This window comes from Parabacteroides acidifaciens (assembly GCF_003363715.1).
In the GTDB taxonomy this organism is placed as follows: Bacteria; Bacteroidota; Bacteroidia; order Bacteroidales; family Tannerellaceae; genus Parabacteroides; species Parabacteroides acidifaciens.
In genome coordinates this window covers 29,502-49,196 of the sequence record NZ_QREV01000021.1, presented here as the reverse complement: position 1 = coordinate 49,196, position 19,695 = coordinate 29,502, and the positions used below count along the sequence as shown (strand labels likewise).

The following is a 19,695-nucleotide window of genomic DNA, read 5'->3' as shown; positions in this document are numbered from 1 at the left end:
AGGTATCAATTAATCATCTGTTATTTTGCTCCAATCGCAGGGTCCGGTTCGCAAACCACACGGAAACCGATACCACGGATATCCGAATACCACCAAATACTCTTCGGTTGTTGCGGGTCTGTTTTTAACCAAGCATCATGCTTTGTATAATCACGGGCTGCAGAACGAACATCTGCTGCATCGGAAGTGTAGTTACCTCCACGTACAACCCATTCTTCACCCTCTGTGACCAATGGGTTTGTTACGTTTTCACCGCCTTTGCTATAAGCTTGCGGATCATATTTGTCAGCACAATATTCCATTACGTTACCCAACATATTTTTCAAGCCGAACGGATTTGCTTTCACTTCATTTGGCTCCTGTGTCCTGTTCTTGCTGTTCTTTACATAAATTACGAATGAACTGATGCTGTCTGTTTTTGCATCGAAGAACTTACGCCAGAATCCCTGGTCTGAAAAATCTTTCGGGTTGCCGGTGAAGAAGTAAGGGGTTTCCGTATCTCCACGAGCAGCATATTCCCATTCTGCTTCAGTCGGCAGACGGTATTTCTTTCCTGTTTTCTTAGATAACCACTGGCAGAACGTTTCTGCAGCATAGTGGGTCATTGTGATTGCCGGACGATCGCCGCCACCCCATCCCTGGTCGGGGAACCCGAACGGTGGAGTCGGACCGGAAATCGCATCTACATCCGGGTTGCTGTTATTGGCATACACCGTTTCCGGAGGCGTACGTCCTTCACTCATGGTCTGTCCATAGAATGCCCAGTACTGATCCCAGGTAACCTCGACTTCGGCAATGAAGAACGGACTGACTGTTACGTTCCGTACGGGTGCTTCATCTTCCTTGTGGAATGCTTCCTTTTCGGTGCTACCCATTTTGAATGTACCACCCGGTATGGCAACCATCTTGAATGAAACGGGCGTTCCGGGGATTTGTTCCGTATAATCGGCAAAAGACGTGACAGGTGTAGCTGTTTTAAAATACATGCTGGTGTCTATGGATGCTGTCGTATTTGCGCCGGGAATGCCTGTCAATTTGCCGTGTTTGTAATCCGGATTATAATGTCCTGCGTCAAGGTGGCAACTGATGCATTGTAAATCCAGTTTCTTTTCGTTTTCATCATAATAGAGGTGTGCGGTAATGCCATCCTGATTGATTCCTTCCGGAAACAAATTCTGGTGACATTCTTTACAAGATTCGTTCGGGATATATTTAACCGCGTGTTCCAATTCCGATTTTGTGTCCCAATCGAAATCAGCGCTGTCTTTTGTCATATAGGACCATACATCCTTTAATCCTAATTTGGCTTTTGCCGTATAATGGTTCCATGTATCACTTTGAGGCGGGAGGTGGCAAGCTACGCAATGAGTTTTAACCCCACTTCCGTTGTTTACATGTTTGGAAAGTTTCCAACTGTCTTCAACGTGTGGATGTACGTGGCACATCATACACGATTCGTCGGATGAAAAGTAAACGGATGTCTTATATACGGCAACCATAATGCCTGCACCGAGAAGTAATCCGATCAAGAGAATAAAGGTCTTTCCTTTGAAAAATCTTCCTTTTTTCCCTGAAGGATAGCGATTCAAATTCTTGTTAGTAGCCATTTGTTTCTTATGGTAAGCGATTTTACAATTAGTCTTGAATTAGATTTAAAAATCGGGAATAAAAGTAGTGTTTTCCGGTATAAAACGAAAGTCTATACTGGCTATTTAACGAAATATGCACAGGAATTATACTTTTTTATCAGTTTTTATAAAGGAACGCTTGTCCCCGCTTGATATATCGGCTTTTAAGAATCCCATATCGTCGCGGAAACAAGCGTTTTTTAGTAAAAGCTTATAAATTAGACTGGATCGGTTTCATGATGAATGAGAATTCATAATCCCCATAATGAATACGATATTGTTCCAGCGGCAGGGTTCCCCAGCTGTTGATACAACCCAATCCCATTTGTACCTTGTCTATACACATATTGGTGTAGTTTATCTGCGGTACAAGTTCCGAATGTCTTTGTTCTTTCTGTGTGCCGTCATCCAACGACTCGATCGAATAATGTAATGCGGAAGCAGAGAAAGGAGCTTCAGAAATAAACATCAACCCGTTACCTCCCTTATTCATTTGTTTCCACCAGCGGATATCTGTTTTTGTCCCTGTTTCCTGCGGGCGGATATATGAATAGAACTGTTCGTCTACGGTCTGTTTGTAGTTTCCTAAATCAGTTACATTGTTACGATCGGAATAGTTTTCAATAGGACCTCTTCCGTAATAATTGATTTGATCCAGGCATTTCGGCATTTGCATTTGCATACCGAAACGGAACATATCAGATACTTTTGCGGACTTGTCGGCTACCATTTTTTGTGTAACTTTAACAGCACCTTCATTATTGATCGTATAGGTCAGATACAATTTCGCTTTGACAGCATCCATTGTGTATTCAGCACTGACAATTGCCATGTCGTTTTCGATTTTGTTTGTCAGAGAGGTCAGCTTCAGTCCCGGTTCTTTCCATGCTGCATATTTATTCTGCAGGTTGGCACCCATATCGTTATCCGTCGGAGCGCGCCAGAAGTTCGGAGTCAGTTTTCCGTCTTCTTTCAGCATAGGCATACTGTTTACGTCATATCTGCACAGGAATCCGTCATGTCTGTTGAAATCCATCCGGAAGTTTTCTCCTTCAATGATCAGATAGTTGAAATCATTCTCTTTAATAGTCGGAACGACTGTGGCAATGTTTACTTTTTGTTTGTTTTGCAGATCCAGTTTCGGAGCTTCATACGGACGGATTGTCATTTGATTCTTGGCAACCGTGTAACCGGCAGGAAGCAATGTTTCCGCTTTCTTTAATTTAAAAGCTACATTCAGTAAGATCTCTTTACATTTGCAGATACCTTCTGTGCTGTAATTCAACTTGACAGATTTAGTCTGCTGCGGAGCAACTTCCAAATCTTTCACCATACCTGTTTGAACGACTTCTCCATTAGCCAACAGTTCCCATTCTGCATAGTAGCCGCTCAGGTCGCGGAAGAAGTTCTCATTATAAACATTGATGACGCCGTTAGCCAAATCGGAGGGAGTAGCCCAGATGGACTGATAGATATGGCCTACTTCGTACATATGCGGATTCGGTTTACGATCCGGACTGATTAAGCCATTGTCCATAAAGTTGTTGTCGGAAGCATCATAACGATTCCAGTCACCGCCATAAGCATAGAAAGGAACACCGTCTTTTGTTTTCCAGCGTAAGGACTGGTCTACGAAGTCCCAGATAAAGCCACCCTGGTATTTCGGGTATTTACGAACCAGATCCCAATATTCTTTAAATCCGCCTTCCGAGTTACCCATGGCATGTGCATACTCACATTGGATAAGGGGTTTGTCAATGCTACCTTTACTATATTCTTCACTTCTCTCGTAGTTCAGGTACATCGGGCAATAGATATCAGTGAATTCGCTTGTCCGTGCTTGTTCATATTGTACGGCACGCGTTTTGTCCTCGTTTTTAATCCAGGTATAACAAGCCTCGAAGTTAGGACCCATACCGGCTTCATTACCTAACGACCAGAAAATGATGGACGGGTGGTTATATCCGCGTTGCACGTTACGTTGATTTCGTTCCATATGCGCTTTTGCGTATAATGGATTTTTAGCCAGTGTCTTGTCGCCGTATCCCATACCGTGCGATTCGATGTTGGCTTCGGCAACTAAATAGATACCGTATTGATCGCAAAGGTCATACCACAGGTTGTTGTCCGGATAGTGGCAGGTACGTACGGCATTGATATTATATTCCTTCATCACTTTGATATCCTGGATCATACGCTCCGGTGAAACAACATATCCACCGTCGGGATCCATTTCGTGGCGGTCGGCACCTTTAAACAATACCGGTTGTCCGTTCACCAATATCTGTGAATTTTTCAGTTCGATTTTACGGAAACCGACTTTGACCGGAATTACTTCCGTATTGTTACCGTCTTTCAGAGTTGCTGTCAGGGTATAGAGGACCGGAGTTTCTGCCGACCATTTTTCAGGATTGCTGACTGCGATATCTGTTGAAATTTTACCGGCACCTTTTACGGATGAAGTGGCAACTTCTTTTCCTGCCTTATCCAACAATTTCAGATCCACTGTGCCGCTTCCTTTCAAATTAAGCGATACATTCAAAGTCGCATCTTTGTATTGTGCATCCAGATCCGGAGTTACGCGGATATCCTGTATATATTTCGGATTACGGGCATACAGGTAACAGTCACGTCCGACACCCGAGAAACGTAGGAAATCCTGGTCTTCCAGATAAGTGCCGTCACACCAGCGGAATACCTGGAACGCGATCACGTTTTTCCCCGGTTTCAGATATTTAGTCAGGTTAAATTCCGCTTCCAGTTTGCTGTCTTCGCTATAGCCTACAAACTGTCCGTTTACCCACAGGTACATATTGGATGTGACAGAACCGAAATGGGCGAAGATTTCTTTTCCCTTCCAATCTGCCGGAACGATTATTTCCTTCCGGTATGATCCCACATGGTTGTTTTCGGTCGGAACTTCGGGAGGGTTGTTCTCGAACTGGCTTCTCCATGCATAACCTACGTTTACATAGATCGGGTCACCGAATCCGTTCAATTCCCATAAGCCGGGAACTTTCATATCGGCCCAGCCTTTGTCGTTGTAATTTACCTGATAGAAATCTGTCGGGCGCATATCAGCGTTCTTAACCCAGAAAAATTTCCAGTTTCCATTCAAAGTCATGAAATTTTCAGAGGATTCTTTACATCCTTTTAATGCACTGTTTTCGTTTTCGTATGCGAAATAATTTGTGTGCATGGGAGCCCTGTTGATTTCGTTTACGTTAGGGTCTCTCCACTCATTTTTTTGAGCGAAAGCTGCTGTCCCGATCAGGGACAGGCAGCAAGCAGCAAGTACGTTTAGTTTCATAAGATGTTATTTATTTACGGTTTTTCAGGATTTAATCAATCCATTTTTGCCATTTTACATTATCGTTATATCCGGCTTCAACCATTGTTTCAATGAATTGCATGCCTCTTACGCCATCATGGACAGTCGGGAAGTCCAGGCAATCTCCGCTTGGGGTTTCGCCGTTTTTGATAGCTCTTACAGTAAGTGAGAAATTACGGTAGATATTGGCGAAAGCTTCAATGAAGCCTTCCGGGTGTCCGGCCGGGGTTCGGGTATTCCACAATGCCTTTTCGCTTAGATAGCCGTTATTACCGATATTCAATATTTCTGCCGGACGGTTGCCCCATTTCAAGGTCAGTGTGTTCGGCTCCATTTGATGCCATTCGAGCCCGCCTTTTTCGCCATATACACGGATGCGGATATTGTTGGCCTCGCCTGTTCCTATCTGGGTTGCCGTCAGGACACCTGTCACATCGTTCTCGTAACGAAGGAATGCGGCGCCGTCATCATCGATCGGACGTCCGGGAACGAAGGCTTTCAGGTCTGCACACAGTTCTTGTACTTTCAGTCCGGTAATATATTCGCTCAGATGCCAGGCATGTGTTCCGATATCGCCTACGCAACCAGCCTTGCCGGAGCGTTTCGGGTCTGTGCGCCACCCGGCATTATTGCCGCCTTGCAGCTCGATGCGCTCAGCCAGCCATCCTTGTGTGTATTCGACATATACACGGCGCAATTTGCCGAGTTCGCCATTCGCAATACGTGCTTTCGCTTCTTTTACGGCCGGATAGGCTGAATATACATGTGTCAAAGCGAGGACAAGTCCCGTCTCTTCAACTTTTTTCTGCAGGAGTTTAGCTTCTTCCAGTGAAAATGTCATCGGTTTATCCACTACCACATGAAATCCTCTTTCAAGTGCCATCATAGCTGGTTCGAAATGCCAACGGTTGGGAGTCACGATGGTAACAAAGTCCATCCGCTCGTCTTCCGGCAAGGTCATTTCATGTTCGAACATTTCCTGATAAGTGCTGTAAATCCGGTCTTCCGGCAAGAAATAGGATAAACCGGAACTTTTGGATATCTCAGGGTCTACGCTGAAACATCCGCAAACTAATTCAATTTGGTTGTCCATAAAGGCTGCCCGGCGGTGGATTGCCCCGATAAAAGCGTCGCTTCCTCCGCCAACCATACCCATTCTTAATTTTCTGTTCTTCATGATATTATTAAATTAGCAATTTAATGAATTGAGATACTGCCCAAAGTTACAAAATCTTGTAAGATGTACAATAATGTTACAGTATTAATTTGTTTATAAATCGTGGGGAACAGATTGCTGATTTGCTGAAATCGAAATGATTTTCTGGAGGAATGCACGGAAGGAGAGGCTCGAACTCCCGACACCTGGTTTTGGAGACCAGTGCTCTACCGACTGAGCTACTTCCGTGTTTGCGGGTGCAAAGGTAAGATATTATTTTGAATAACCAAGCCCTTAATATAAATTCTTCACTTTGTACTTTGAGAATGTTTTGAATATCTTTGTGTGTTCCATAAATCAATCAACAAAAACATGAAAAACGAATTAGAAATGAACGCCAACCCTTTGGTTGAGCATCTTCAGAAGCCATCTTCCGAATTTACAAAGGCGGATATTGTATCTTATATAAAGGATAAAGGCATCCGGATGGTGAACTTTATGTATCCTGCCGGTGACGGACGGTTGAAAACGCTGAATTTTGTAATTAACAATGCGGCTTATCTGGATGCAATTTTGACTTGCGGTGAGCGTGTGGACGGTTCCAGCCTGTTCTCGTTTATCGAGGCGGGAAGTAGCGATTTGTATGTGATCCCGCGTTTCCGGACGGCGTTTGTCGATCCTTTCTCCGAATTACCGACGTTGAGTATGCTGTGTTCGTTCTTTAATAAAGATGGGGAGCCGCTGGAAAGTTCACCTGAATACACATTGCGCAAGGCAAGCAAGGCTTTTACGGATGTGACCGGCATGGAGTTCGAGGCGATGGGCGAGTTGGAATATTATGTAATCGCAGAAGAGGAAGAGCTGTTCCCGGCAACAGATCAGCGTGGTTATCATGAATCAGGGCCGTATGCCAAATTTAATCAGTTCCGTACGCAGTGTATGCAATATATCGCACAGGCAGGCGGACAGATCAAATACGGACATTCGGAAGTGGGTAATTTTACCCTGAACGGGAAGATCTATGAACAGAATGAGATCGAGTTCCTGCCGACGAGAGTGGAAGACGCAGCCGACCAGTTGATGATTGCCAAATGGGTGATCCGGAATCTGGCATACGAATATGGTCTTGATATTACTTTTGCCCCGAAGATTACGGCTGGGAAGGCCGGTTCTGGTTTGCATATACATATGCGCGTCATGAAAGACGGCAAGAACCAAATGTTGCAGGATGGTGTTTTGTCGGAAACAGCCCGCCGGGCAATTGCCGGAATGATGAAGCTGGCACCGTCTATTACGGCATTCGGCAATACCAATCCGACTTCTTATTTCCGTCTGGTTCCCCATCAGGAGGCTCCGACTAATATTTGTTGGGGCGATCGTAACCGTTCCGTTTTGGTACGTGTTCCGTTGGGATGGGTAGCCAAGAAAGATATGTGTTCGCTGGCGAATCCGCTTGAGGCGGACAGCCATTACGATACGACGCAAAAGCAGACAGTCGAGATGCGTTCGCCGGACGGATCGGCTGATCTTTATCAATTATTGGCAGGATTGGCAGTCGCTTGCCGGTATGGATTCGAAATCCCGGATGCGTTGGATGTTGCGGAAAAAACGTATGTGAATGTGAATATCCATCAGGCTGAAAACAAAGCGCGGTTGGAATCTTTAGATCAGTTACCGGACAGCTGTGTCGCTTCAGCTAAACGTTTGCAACAGCAGAGAGCGATATTCGAACAATATAATGTGTTCAGTCCGAGTATGATCGACGGTATCATAAAGAAACTGGAAAGTTATTGCGATACGATGTTGCGCAAAGACTTGGAAGGCCACACCGAAGGAATGCTGGAACTGGTGAACCGGTATTTCCATTGTGGGTAAGATATAGTTGAAAGTGGAGAGTTGAAAGTTGAAAGTTGCGGCAAGCGATATTTTAACTTTCCACTTTCCACTTTCAATTTTCAACTGATATCCAGTTCTTCAAACATTACTTTATAGGCAGCGGCCTTTTCTTCCAATGGTTTTGGATAAGCCCGGGAGGAAGAAGGCATGCGGTAAAGGCGGAAGACACGGCCCAACAAGGTGAAACGGGAATAGGAGCCGACTTTGGGTTCTTCTACCGGAGGCAGCATGGCAATTAATGTATCCATCGCTTTTTGTCCTGTTACGACAATGGCTTCACATGCGGGAATCTTGGCCAGAACTTCGGCCGGGTTCAATGGAGTGACAACCTGCAGGAAGTTGTCGGATGCATTGCCTTTCAGACGGATTACCTCCATTGCCGTATCGCCGATCCCGATTCCTTTTTCCCGGCAGAAAGCTTTCGCTTTTTCTTCGCTGAAAGCCTTCTTTGTTTCCAGAAAGTATTCCTTGTTATGATAGAAAATCAGGCCAAGTATCCGCCACATGTCGTTTTGGATATTCGGGTAGTAGAAGTTCATAGACCAGCGCGCGAGCGGAGGCGGGAAGCTTCCTAACATCAGTAACTTCGTATTCTCCGGCAGGAAGAATCCTAAAGGATGTTGTTCGACCTCTTTCTTCTCCATTATTTATCTTCTTTCCTTTGTCTCTTGGCATCTTCCTTTGCCATCAACACGACATTGTAGACAAAATCGGTCATCCATTCTTCCGAGTAGCCGAGTGACTCTTTGTATTTCCGTATTCTCCAGGCTACTTTCTGTGTGCTGACTTCTTTCCATTCCGAGCGGGTTACGATCTCGTGGATGGTCTTCTGTGTCTGGGCATATAAAAGTTTCTTTACCAGCATGGAGAAACGGAACTTCCATTGCATCAGAGTGTCCAGCAGGGAGAACAGGTCGTTGTTGAATCCCTGGTACATGATGAAATAAGATTTAATGTCGTTCTGCGTCCGGCAGTTCTTTTTGATGGAGGCGTCGATTTCTTTGAAGAAGTTTTCGTTCAGGCCGTATTCCTGCATCAGTATTTTGCGGGCACGCGATTTCTCGGCGATCCCTAACTTATTGTTCTGTGTCGGGATTTTGAGCATCCGTTTAAACAGCGCCATATCGTTCAATATGTTGAGGTTCGTGATCCCTAACTGTACGGCCATTACTGCCTGATAATACACGCGGATCAGCGTAACAAACTCCTCGACGGAGCCTTTCGATACGACTGTTTCTTCTTCTTCTTTCTTCTTGAATAGTTTGGAAATGATATTCATTTGTATGTTCGTTATGATAATTTGGGGGCAAATATACTAAAACTTGTCCCGCCGACAGGCATTCTTCCTACTCAATTCGTTCAATCGTTATTTCCGGGAATGTCTCCGTGAACCAGAGGAGCGGGCTGTCATCCGAATATTTCTTTGCTTTCACAACTAATGACACGAGGTAAGTGTTTGTGGCCGTATGGCTTAACTCCTTTAGCTCGTAAGAGGCGAGCAGATATCCCCGTTCGGATATGACGGGTATGATCTTTTTAATAATATCTTTCTCTGTCGTGGAAAAAACAATCAGCGAACTTTTCATTCCCACACTTTTAAAGATAACGCTTAGCAGCTCTAACCCGACCAGCGTGAGAATGGTTGCGGCAATACTGATGCCGTACATACCGGCACCGCAAGCCAACCCGATACCGGCCGTAGCCCAAATCCCGGCGGCTGTGGTCAGACCTCGCACGAACTGTTTCTGTATGATGATGGTGCCGGCCCCGATAAAACCGATACCGCTGACAACCTGTGCCGCAACACGGCTCGGGTCGAGTGATACGCTGTCTTCCAGGATGATTTGCTGGAAGCCGTATTGCGAAACAATCATAATCAGTGCACTTCCTAAAGAAACGAGGAAGTGAGTGCGGTACCCCGCCTCTTTAGCCCTGTATTCCCTGTCGAGCCCGATCACGGCTCCCAGGATGCCAGCCACGAATAGTCTTAAAATAAAATCCCATATCATGATAAAAATATTATATTCTGCAGTATGTAAACCGCGGCGCCCGACAAATAGCCGGCCATTGCGAGCAGGGAGACCCGTTTCAGGTACCAAAGGAAGTTAATCCCTTCCAAGCCCATTACGACGACTCCGGCAGCAGACCCGATAATCAACATGCTGCCTCCGACTCCGGCACAGTAGGCAAGGAACTGCCAGAACACGCCGTCCTGCACGAAATGAGTCATATAAACCGGATCGGCGGCTGTCGCAATCATCGCATCCGAAGCGATCGGGTACATGCCGATAGCTCCGGCGACAAGCGGAACATTGTCGACAACGGCTGAAAGGGTTCCGATAATCAGGTTGACCGCATACACATTTCCGATCGTGTCGTCCAGCCAAAGTGAGAAACTACCTAAAACGCCACTGCAACGCAGCGCGTCTACAGCCAGCAGGATGCCGAGGAAAAACATCAGAGTCGCCCCGTCGATGCGGCTGACTACTTTCGACAGGCGCAGTTTCAGGTCTTCGTTGATCGGCGTCCGTCGATACATCAGTTCGGTAAATACCCACAAAATCCCGACTCCCATCAGAATCCCCATAAACGGGGGCAGATGCGTGATTGTCTTGAATATCGGCACGAACAGCAGGCAGAACACGCCGATGCAAAGAATCGCCAACTTTTCATTTGCCTTTAATACCTTTAAGAGCAGGTTATCCCTGTTTTCCTCGAAAGCGTTAGGCGGCGTCACCTTCCCGTGCAGATAGCGGGAGATGAGCAACACCGGAACCAGTGCCGACACGAGGCTTGGCAAAAACAAATGCGGGATGGTAGCCGAAGTCGAGATGTTTCCTCTGACCCACAACATGATGGTCGTCACATCACCGATAGGCGACCAGGCTCCGCCGCTATTGGCTGCAATCACGATGATACTGCCGAAAATCCAGCGTTCCTTGTAGTTGCCGATCAGTTTCCGGATCAGCATGACCATTACGATAGAAGTAGTCAGGTTGTCCAGGACTGCTGACATGAAGAATGTTATAGTAGCGATAACGAATAACAGTTTGCGTTTGCTATTGGTCGTGATACGGTTGGTGATGAACATAAAGCCCCCGTGCGAATCGACCAGCTCGACTGTGATCATGGCCCCGATCAGGAAAATCAGTGTCTCGGCAATCTCACCGATGCTATCTAATATCTGGTGGTCGATGACAAAACGGATACATTGATCGGCGTATGGCAAATCCTTCATGAAAGGAAAAGCGTCCAGGAAAAGACTGAATTCTTCGGCGGAAGCCGTCGGGATAAATTGTGGTGATCCAAAGGTGTATAAGACCCAAAGAATCGTCCCTGTCAGGAGCGCTGTACCCGCCTTGTTGATTTTTAGAGGATGTTCCAATGCGATAAGTAAATATCCGACCAGGAACACGATGATCATTGCTGTCAACATCATATTTGTATTAATTGCTTTATATCCGCAAAATTATCAATTTATATGGAACTAACACTGTTGTGGAGACGCTTTTTCTAAATATAAATGTAACTGGATTTTCATTTCCTGTAACACCTTAGTCATTATGTTGAAATGCAGTTGGAGGACTTTTGCAGCGGAAATACATTTATCCACTAAATACAATTGTGTATGAAAAAAAGTTTACTTCTTAATGTGCAGTCTCTGGTTGCTGCTGCACTTGTTTCTTTAACGGCTGGCGTACAGCCGCTTTCCGCACAGGAAACAACTCTTACATTGAATAAGGCGGACTTTTCCGTTCCTACCTGGACGAAGTTGTTGCGCGCATCGAAGGCCGCCGATGGCAAACTGCCTTACAGTATTAATATGACAATAAACGGCGATCCTTCTTCACAGCTTGGTTTTGCCTGGTTTACGAATCCGACTTCGGAAAAGGGGATGGTTCAGATCGTAAAGAAAGCAAATGCAACAGAAAAGGATTTCGAAGGTTCTATTATTACTCAGGATGCAACAATCGAGCATGTTTCTGTGAATTATCTGGTAGATGCCAATAAGGTGGATGCCGGTATCGAGTCGAAAACGGATATGGCTTACACCAGTCATAAAGCACTGGTCGATAAGCTTTCTCCGGGTACAACTTATTCATTCCGCGTCGGTATGCCCGGAGCTTGGAGTGAAATTGGTAGTTTTACAACCGCTAAGAACGATAAGAGTGCCTATTCCTTTATTTATATAACGGATACACAAGCCCAGTATGATGAAATGTTCGATGTGTCGCAGAAGACGATTCACGCAGCTCAACGTCTTGTCCCGGATGCGCAGTTCGTACTTTGCAACGGTGACTTTGTTGAAACGACCGGTGCGACAAAAACTGCTGATGTAGACAAAAACTTCTCATCCGAATGGGAGTGGGAACAGTGGTTCTCAACCATGCAGGATGTATGGATGCAAAAACCGTTGGTTCCGGCACAGGGAAATCATGACCGGAGCGTGCGTGACAGCAATTTTGCCAAACATTTCAATACGGATAATTCATTCAATGAAAATTCTTCGGCCAAGACTGCTATGGATGGAACTATCTACTCCTTTGTTTACGGAGATGCGCTCTTCATGGTAATCAACTACGAAGATTATAGCGCCGAAGGATATTTTGATGAGTTGAAGGCTTGGATGCGCAAGCAGGTAGATGCTCATAAGGATGTGAAATGGCGTATCGCTACTTATCATAAGAATATGTTTACCGGTAGCAACTCCCACCAGGACGATGCCGACGGTAAGGCTGTCCGTGCCGCCATGCTTCCGATATTCGATGAGTTGAAGATTGATCTGGCGCTTCAGGGACACGACCATATCTATGAGGTGATCGGCCCGGTCAGCAACACTGCCAAGACGTTGGTCGCCGATGCTGTCCAGAACGTAGAAGTTGTCGGCCAGCCGGGTGCTCGCGAGAATATGACCGGAAAGAAGGGCGGCGTGTTTAATGTAAAAGACGGGACGCTTTATTTCTTGAACAATTCCGCCGGTAAGAAAAAATACGAACCGCGTAACGAAGCTGCCATGATTGCATCTTTGGACAAACATGAGGTAGCTAATTACTGGGGGCTTTTCTCCGGCAAATTCGGCCAGACGGGCGAACCTACTTTCAGCCGTGTCAATATGAGTACGGATAAAATCGAGATTGAAACCTATACGGTCAACGATCTGGGCGAACCTTCTTTGTTCGACTCTTTCACGGTGGTCAAAGACGATGCGACAGCCAATACAAGCGTTCTCAAATCGGCTCAGGTAACGGTTGCGCCGAATCCTGCATCCGATGTAATCCGTATCGACGGAGTGATTGCCGACAAAGTGGAAATCTTCTCGATGAACGGAGATTTGGTTAAAGTAGCCAGAAATAGCAACGAAGTGAATGTAAGTTCGCTGGCGACCGGTATGTATGTGGTAAAAATCACTGCTGAGAATGACTTGTTCTTCTCCAAGGTAATGAAAAAATAACCAGGATAAGGGGGTGTGTCAAAAGTAAGTTCTAACGCTTTAGCGTGTCATTGCGGGCTTGACCCGCAACCTTATACTAAACTGATTTACAGTAATTAGGATGAGATGGCAGGTGCAGTTATCCCGGACTTGATCCGGGACCGCCAAGACACAGACGCTATAAATAGGACTTTTGACACATCCCCTTATTGTATAAAACGCATTTTTCAGCCTCAAAAGACATTCGAAACCAAACAAATGTTAATCCACTTTTTTGACCTCAAAAAGGGACTTTTTCGCCTTTTTTGAGCGTTTTTCGCAATTATGACCGTCCTAATCGCCATTACGACCGTGCTAATGTGTAGTGCACTCGGCACCTCGCAAAGATTAGGACGGTCGTAATGGCGATTAGAACGGTCGTAATTGAAAAGAGGACCGTTTTCATGGCAAAAAAGCCCCTGAATTTCCTTGGGATATTTGGAACGCCGTCCGTTTTGTTTTCAAATATTCGATTCTCCGGGAGTTAAGGTTTATCACTTTGTCGGTGTTTCCGTCTTTCGGCAATCAAATTGCACGCTTTTCGAAATGGGGTGCGCACCTCGTTTTTCCTATTGTCAGAAAGGGAAGCTTAAACCGTGAAAAGAGTCAATCCAAAATCGATCAAAATTTCGGACGAAATAGAAAAACAGCTAAAAAGGGGGTTATTGTAAATTTCGTGTTTAAGACATGCGGTTTTCGAACCTGTAAATGTTAATCCGCTTTTCGAACGTCAAAAAGTTGGTTCTGCTTAATCTTTTGTATCTTTGTCCTGCATTTTAAGCAGATATGAATATATGATAAGCTACTTACAGATAGATAAGCTGACCAAGAGCTTCGGCGACCTGGTTCTTTTTGAGGATATTACTTTTGGAATTGCGCAAGGACAGAAAGTCGGGCTGATAGCCAAGAACGGTACAGGTAAAACGACTTTGCTGAATATCATAGCCGGTAAGGAAGATTATGACAGCGGGGCGGTTGTGTTCCGTAACGACCTGCGCGTCGGATATCTCGAGCAGACGCCGCATTATCCGGACGGCTTGACTGTCTTGCAGGCTTGTTTCTATTCGCCGAACGAGACGGTGCGCCTGATTGCCGAATACGAACAGGCGATGGCAAGCGGCGATCATTCCAATCTCGAAGACATATTGCTCCGGATGGATAACCTGAAGGCATGGGACTACGAACAGCGGGCGAAACAGATTTTAGGGCAGTTGAAGATACAGAATTTCGATCAGAAGGTGGAAACGCTTTCCGGCGGACAGCTGAAGCGCGTGGCGTTGGCAAACGTCCTGATTACCGATCCGGAACTGATTATCCTCGACGAACCGACCAACCACCTGGATCTGGAGATGACCGAATGGCTCGAAGGATACCTGTCTCGTGCGAACATTAGCATATTGATGGTGACGCACGACCGTTATTTCCTGGACCGTGTCTGTAGCGAGATCATCGAAATAGACCGGCAGCAGATTTACCAGTATAAAGGAAATTACAGCTATTACCTGGAAAAACGTCAGGAACGCATAGAGGCTTTGAATACGGAAGTCGACCGGGCAAGCAACCTGCTTCGCAAGGAACTGGACTGGATGCGCCGTCAGCCGCAGGCTCGCGGGACCAAAGCCAAATACCGGATCGACGCTTTCTACGAACTGGAAAAGAAAGCGAAGCAGCAGCATGACGCAGGCAACGTGAACCTGGATGTGAAGGCGTCGTATATCGGTTCCAAGATTTTCGAGGCGGAACATGTCTGCAAGCGTTTCGGCGACCTGAAGATCGTAGAAGATTTCAACTACATATTTGCCCGTTACGAAAAGATGGGGATTGTCGGGAACAACGGGACCGGGAAGTCGACCTTTATCAAGATGTTGATGGGAGAGGTGGAGCCGGACAGCGGACGGTTCGATGTGGGTGAAACGGTTCGTTTCGGCTATTACAGCCAAGACGGCCTTCAGTTCGACGAGCAGATGAAGGTGATCGATGTGGTCCAGAATATTGCCGAATATGTAGATCTGGGCGACGGGAAGAAGATGGGCGTTTCTCAATTCCTGAACTATTTCCTGTTTGCTCCGGAGAAACAACATAGCTATGTCTATAAGCTGAGCGGAGGGGAGAAGCGGCGTTTGTACCTGTGTACGGTCCTGATGCGCAACCCGAATTTCCTTGTGCTGGACGAGCCGACGAACGACTTGGATATCGTGACGCTGAACGTGTTGGAGGAATATCTGCGGAGTTTCAAAGGATGCGCGATTGTCGTCTCCCACGACCGTTATTTCATGGATAAGGTAGTCGATCATCTGCTGGTGTTCCGGGGCAATGCGGACATCAAGGATTTTCCCGGAAACTATTCGCAATATCGTGACTGGAAAGAGGTGCAGGACCAACTGGAAAAAGAAGCCGAAGCCGCCCGCCAGCCGAAACAGGCTCCGGTAGCCGATAAAACGTCCCGTCCCGAAAAAGAACAGAAGAAGAAACTCACTTTCAAGGAACGCAAAGAGTTTGAAGCGCTTGAAGCCGAAATACCGCAGCTCGAAGCCGAAAAAGCCGAGCTGGAAGTGGCGATGAGCAGCGGCACGCTCAGCAACGACGAGTTGCTGGCAAAGTCCGAACGGATTGCAAAAGTAATAGATGAAATAGACGAAAAGACAATGCGCTGGCTCGAATTGAGCGAGTTGGCGTGAATAATGTGCCAATGAGTCAATATGCCAATGTGCCAATTATGAATACGGAGAAGCCGATATTGTGGAACCGGAACTTTGTGCAATGTTGCATTTCCTATTTCCTGATGAATTTCTCTTTCTACCTGTTGATGCCGACGATGCCGCTTTATCTGGTGGAGGTTTTGGGGATCGACACGGCAAATGTGGGGATTGTATTGTCGAGTTATACGATCGGGCTGCTTTGTGTCCGTCCCTTCTCCGGTTTCCTGGTGGATTGCTTCTCGCGTAAGCCGTTGTATTTATTGGCATTCTTTGTTTTTGCCGTTATGTTTGGCGGCTATTTAGTCGCGGCGACTATGCTGACGATTATGGCGGTGCGGTTCGTACAGGGCGGCTTTATGGGGCTTACTTCCGTTTCCGGCAATACGATTGCGATCGATGTGATTCCGTCTGTGCGGCGGGGTGAAGGAATGGGATTCTATGGTTTGACGATCAATCTGGCGATGTCGCTGGCTCCGTTGGTAGCAGTCGTTATCTATGATAAATGGGGATTTCATCCGTTGGTGCTGGTCGGGTTAGTTGCTGCTTTCATCGGTGTCGGGTCCGTGTGCCTGATCCGCTATCCGAAGCGGGAGAAAATGCCGCGTCCTCATTTTTCCCTGGATCGTTTTATCCTGGTGAAGGCGTTGCCGGCTGCGTTGGCTTATATCCTGGTGGCGATACCTTACGGGATGATTACCTCTTTTGTCGTTTTATATGGGAAAGAGATCGAGGTGGCCAATCCCGGCTACTTCTTTATTTATATGGCGGTTGGCGTGGGGACGTCGCGTCTGATATCCGGCCGTCTGGTCGATCATGGTAAGATTCATTGGGTTTCGGTCTGTTCGTCCGTCTGTCTGTTGGTGACGTTCGCTGTGTTTGCAACCGTTCATCATCCTGTGGCTTTCTTCGTTTGCGCCTTGATGATCGGGATCGGGTATGGCGTGGGAGTGCCTGCCTTCCAATGTCTTTTTGTCAACGTCGCTCCGCATAATATGCGCGGGACGGCAACTTCTACCTATCTGACTTCTTTTGATCTGGGTGTCGGGATTGGTATGCTTTCAGCCGGTTTTATCGCTTCCCATGCGGGGCTGGCTATGGCTTATGGTGTGGGAGGTGGTTGTTGTCTGCTCTCTCTGCTTGTCTATTTGCGTTGGGTACGGCCGTCGTATGAGAAATATAAATTATTAGTTTGATGTATGAAAAGCATTCTGTTAACCATCTTTTTACTGACATATACCTGTTTGCCATGCTTTTGTCAGCAGGCAGTTGATGAAGCATGGGTTGCTTCTATTGATAAAGAATATGCCGTTTTCCCTTCTGAACTTATTTATCTCCAAGTCAGCAAAGGTATTTATGAGATAGGTGAAGACCTTTGGTTTAAAGCCTACCAGTTGAATGCCCAGTCTTTCGGTTTGTCGGATCAAAGCAAGACATTGTATCTGCAAATGATAAATTGCGAAGATAGTATCGTCTGGCAAGAAAAGTATCCGGTAGAAAATGGTATGGCATTCGGCCACGTTTATGTAAGTGAGAAGTTGTCGGAAGGAGATTATTTTCTGGAAGCCTATACCCGCCACTCCTTTCACAATGACACAACAGGAATTATTTCATCCCGTAAAATAAGGGTAGTTAAAAATATCGCTCATGACAGTCAACAACCGGAGAACATTGAAAAAGATCGTTTGCAGTTTGATCTTTTTCCGGAGGGAGGAAACCTGGTTTCGGGCTTGCCTTCGCGTGTGGCTTTTAAGGCGACGAATGGCAGAGGATATCCGGTAGCAGTAAAGGGCACTTTGTATCAAGGAGATGCTCCGGTCATTCGGTTTGAAAGTCGTCATGATGGAATGGGAGCTTTCTTCTTTACGCCTGATTCGGAAAAGAAGTATCGTATAGAGTTAGATAATGGCGCAAAGTATTCTCTACCGGAGATTTATCTTCAAGGAATGACTTTATGTTTATTTAAACAAGACAAGAAACACCTGGAATTTTTTATCTCACAAGCGGAAGGTTCGCCTGCTCAGGAGATTTGTCTTTTAGGGCAAATTCGTGGAATGATTTGTTGTGTGGCAAAGGGTGTGTTGAAGGACCGGCTTAAAATAAAAATGCCGCTTAATGAGTTTCCTTATCAGGGAATCGTAGAGTTTACTTTATTTAATGGTAATATGCAACCGGTAGCAGAGAGGTTGGTTTATGTGAATCCGGAAAAGAAGATGCGGATAAAGATTGAACCGGATAAGAAAACATATGCCATTCGTGAAAAAGCGACATTGAAAATAAAGGTTACGGATGAGAATGGCAGACCGTTAAAAACGAATTTGGGCATTAGTGTGTTTGATAAGGCCTATGATAATCCGGCTGATCCGGTAAATATATTGACTCATTGTTATTTGTCTTCCCAAGTACGCGGGAAAATCCATAATCCGCTTTATTATTTCGATGATAAGAATAAAGATCGTATGTCGGCAATGGATTTATTGTTGCTGACGCAGGGGTGGAGGCGGTATGTCTGGAATATAGAAAATGCTCCTGATCATGAGAATCTGTTTTTATCTGATGAAATAATGGGTATACAATCTGTTGGCAGTAAGAAAAAGGGAAAAAAAGCGCAGGGGACGGAACAGCTTATCCAGATATCCGGGGCAGAGGGTAATTCAATGTATATATGGGCCGATTCAACCGGTTCTTTTACCGTCGGTACGGATATGTTGAAAGAACTTCGGGGCGGTTATGTATATTTGAAACCGATGTTGTCGAATGAATATAAACCTAAACTTGAGATAGAAGATTGTTTCGCTCAAATCGATAGCATAAGGAAAAAGAAATCCAGATATTATCCGTCTGCAGAGCCGGAGCAGGATGAAAACGGGCTAATCCTTGATTTGCCTGTAGTGAGCAGTGACAGTACGGTCTTGCTGGACGGTGTAACGGTGACAGGGAAAGCGCGGAGGGCGTTTCGGGATAAGTTTATGGGGCGGTTGGATAGTCTGGCACAAAAGGATTTGAATAATATCTGGGTTTGTAATTCCTGTGGTCTGTTACTGAATTATAAACCGGGATATGACGGACATCATGCGGTAAACGGTTGTCGGGCTGACAGTATGAGTAGACCTGTTGATGGGCAAACTTACAGGATTGCTAAATTTGAACATTTTCAATCTTCCGGAGTTGGCATACCTTTCCGGGTTATTGACGAACAGCTGGTCGTTTATCATGGTCCGCTGTATTCGGAAGCAGAACTGCTCCGTATGAATAACATTTGGCGAGCCAAAGGCTATTATGCCGAACGCGAATTTTACAAGCCGGACGAAATAGACATGCAATTGTCAACTCCCGATGCCCGTAATACTTTGTTATGGGAGCCTTCTGTGATAACAGATGAAAAAGGGGAGGCGGAAGTTACTTTCTTTTGTTCCGATATCAATACCGGGTTTATCGGAGTGGCGGAAGGGGTTGATGGAACAGGATTGCTTGGCTCCGGTAAATGCGAATTCAGAGTGATAAGAAAATAGAATGAT

Annotated in this window: 12 protein-coding genes and 1 tRNA gene; 5 read left to right on the top strand and 8 right to left on the bottom strand. The window is 45.8% G+C overall.

What is annotated here, in order from left to right; all coding sequences use genetic code 11:
* Positions 1 to 20: 20 nt before the first annotated feature.
* From DWU89_RS10520 to DWU89_RS10505, 4 genes are all read right to left on the bottom strand, one after another.
* Positions 21 to 1,607 (bottom strand): SUMF1/EgtB/PvdO family nonheme iron enzyme, encoded by a 1,587-nt coding sequence (locus DWU89_RS10520; protein WP_115499602.1) that lies wholly within the window; start codon positions 1,605 to 1,607, stop codon positions 21 to 23.
* A 232-nt stretch (positions 1,608 to 1,839) separates the two neighbouring features.
* On the bottom strand, positions 1,840 to 4,938 hold the full coding sequence (locus tag DWU89_RS10515; protein WP_115499601.1) for a glycoside hydrolase family 2 TIM barrel-domain containing protein: 3,099 nt from the start codon (positions 4,936 to 4,938) through the stop codon (positions 1,840 to 1,842).
* Between the two features lie 31 nt (positions 4,939 to 4,969).
* Positions 4,970 to 6,136, bottom strand: coding sequence for a Gfo/Idh/MocA family protein (locus tag DWU89_RS10510; protein WP_115499600.1), 1,167 nt, complete (start codon positions 6,134 to 6,136; stop codon positions 4,970 to 4,972).
* 155 nt (positions 6,137 to 6,291) lie between these two features.
* Positions 6,292 to 6,364, bottom strand: a tRNA-Trp gene (locus DWU89_RS10505).
* 123 nt (positions 6,365 to 6,487) lie between these two features.
* Between DWU89_RS10505 and DWU89_RS10500 the strand changes: the two genes are divergently transcribed.
* Positions 6,488 to 7,990 carry a glutamine synthetase family protein gene (locus DWU89_RS10500; protein WP_115499599.1) on the top strand — a complete coding sequence of 501 codons (1,503 nt, stop codon included), beginning with the start codon at positions 6,488 to 6,490 and terminating at the stop codon, positions 7,988 to 7,990.
* Positions 7,991 to 8,070: 80 nt separating this feature from the next.
* Here DWU89_RS10500 and DWU89_RS10495 read toward each other — a convergent pair whose 3' ends face one another.
* The 4 genes from DWU89_RS10495 to nhaD form a co-directional block, all read right to left on the bottom strand.
* Entirely contained in the window at positions 8,071 to 8,655 is a 585-nt protein-coding gene (locus DWU89_RS10495; RefSeq protein WP_115499598.1) for a uracil-DNA glycosylase family protein, read from the bottom strand.
* Positions 8,655 to 9,290, bottom strand: a complete 636-nt coding sequence (locus DWU89_RS10490; RefSeq protein WP_115499597.1) for a hypothetical protein — start codon at positions 9,288 to 9,290, stop codon at positions 8,655 to 8,657. The genes DWU89_RS10495 and DWU89_RS10490 overlap by 1 nt, the downstream gene beginning before the upstream one ends.
* A gap of 67 nt (positions 9,291 to 9,357) precedes the next feature.
* On the bottom strand, positions 9,358 to 10,020 hold the full coding sequence (locus DWU89_RS10485; protein WP_115499596.1) for an MgtC/SapB family protein: 663 nt from the start codon (positions 10,018 to 10,020) through the stop codon (positions 9,358 to 9,360).
* The gene (nhaD, locus tag DWU89_RS10480) at positions 10,017 to 11,447 is read right to left on the bottom strand and encodes a sodium:proton antiporter NhaD (RefSeq protein WP_115499627.1); all 1,431 of its coding nucleotides are present in this window, start codon (positions 11,445 to 11,447) and stop codon (positions 10,017 to 10,019) included. The genes DWU89_RS10485 and nhaD overlap by 4 nt, the downstream gene beginning before the upstream one ends.
* A 192-nt stretch (positions 11,448 to 11,639) precedes the next feature.
* On the opposite strand from nhaD, the gene DWU89_RS10475 reads away from it, so the two are divergent.
* The 4 genes from DWU89_RS10475 (at position 11,640) to DWU89_RS10460 (ending at position 19,689) form a co-directional block, all read left to right on the top strand.
* Positions 11,640 to 13,463, top strand: coding sequence for a fibronectin type III domain-containing protein (locus DWU89_RS10475; RefSeq protein WP_115499595.1), 1,824 nt, complete (start codon positions 11,640 to 11,642; stop codon positions 13,461 to 13,463).
* An 812-nt stretch (positions 13,464 to 14,275) separates the two neighbouring features.
* Complete coding sequence (locus DWU89_RS10470) at positions 14,276 to 16,159, top strand: ABC-F family ATP-binding cassette domain-containing protein (protein ID WP_115499594.1); 1,884 nt, start codon at positions 14,276 to 14,278, stop codon at positions 16,157 to 16,159.
* Between the two features lie 38 nt (positions 16,160 to 16,197).
* On the top strand, positions 16,198 to 17,373 hold the full coding sequence (locus DWU89_RS10465) for an MFS transporter (RefSeq protein WP_115499593.1): 1,176 nt from the start codon (positions 16,198 to 16,200) through the stop codon (positions 17,371 to 17,373).
* A gap of 3 nt (positions 17,374 to 17,376) precedes the next feature.
* On the top strand, positions 17,377 to 19,689 hold the full coding sequence (locus tag DWU89_RS10460; RefSeq protein ID WP_115499592.1) for a hypothetical protein: 2,313 nt from the start codon (positions 17,377 to 17,379) through the stop codon (positions 19,687 to 19,689).
* Positions 19,690 to 19,695 lie beyond the last annotated feature (6 nt).

Bases quoted from the DNA above. Each gene is read 5' to 3' on its own strand.
- DWU89_RS10520 (WP_115499602.1), bottom strand. From the start codon at position 1,607: ATGGCTACTAACAAGAATTTGAATCGCTATCCTTCAGGGAAAAAAGGA.
- DWU89_RS10515 (WP_115499601.1), bottom strand. From the start codon at position 4,938: ATGAAACTAAACGTACTTGCTGCTTGCTGCCTGTCCCTGATCGGGACA.
- DWU89_RS10510 (WP_115499600.1), bottom strand. From the start codon at position 6,136: ATGAAGAACAGAAAATTAAGAATGGGTATGGTTGGCGGAGGAAGCGAC.
- DWU89_RS10500 (WP_115499599.1), top strand. From the start codon at position 6,488: ATGAAAAACGAATTAGAAATGAACGCCAACCCTTTGGTTGAGCATCTT.
- DWU89_RS10495 (WP_115499598.1), bottom strand. From the start codon at position 8,655: ATGGAGAAGAAAGAGGTCGAACAACATCCTTTAGGATTCTTCCTGCCG.
- DWU89_RS10490 (WP_115499597.1), bottom strand. From the start codon at position 9,290: ATGAATATCATTTCCAAACTATTCAAGAAGAAAGAAGAAGAAGAAACA.
- DWU89_RS10485 (WP_115499596.1), bottom strand. From the start codon at position 10,020: ATGATATGGGATTTTATTTTAAGACTATTCGTGGCTGGCATCCTGGGA.
- nhaD (WP_115499627.1), bottom strand. From the start codon at position 11,447: ATGTTGACAGCAATGATCATCGTGTTCCTGGTCGGATATTTACTTATC.
- DWU89_RS10475 (WP_115499595.1), top strand. From the start codon at position 11,640: ATGAAAAAAAGTTTACTTCTTAATGTGCAGTCTCTGGTTGCTGCTGCA.
- DWU89_RS10470 (WP_115499594.1), top strand. From the start codon at position 14,276: ATGATAAGCTACTTACAGATAGATAAGCTGACCAAGAGCTTCGGCGAC.
- DWU89_RS10465 (WP_115499593.1), top strand. From the start codon at position 16,198: ATGAATACGGAGAAGCCGATATTGTGGAACCGGAACTTTGTGCAATGT.
- DWU89_RS10460 (WP_115499592.1), top strand. From the start codon at position 17,377: ATGAAAAGCATTCTGTTAACCATCTTTTTACTGACATATACCTGTTTG.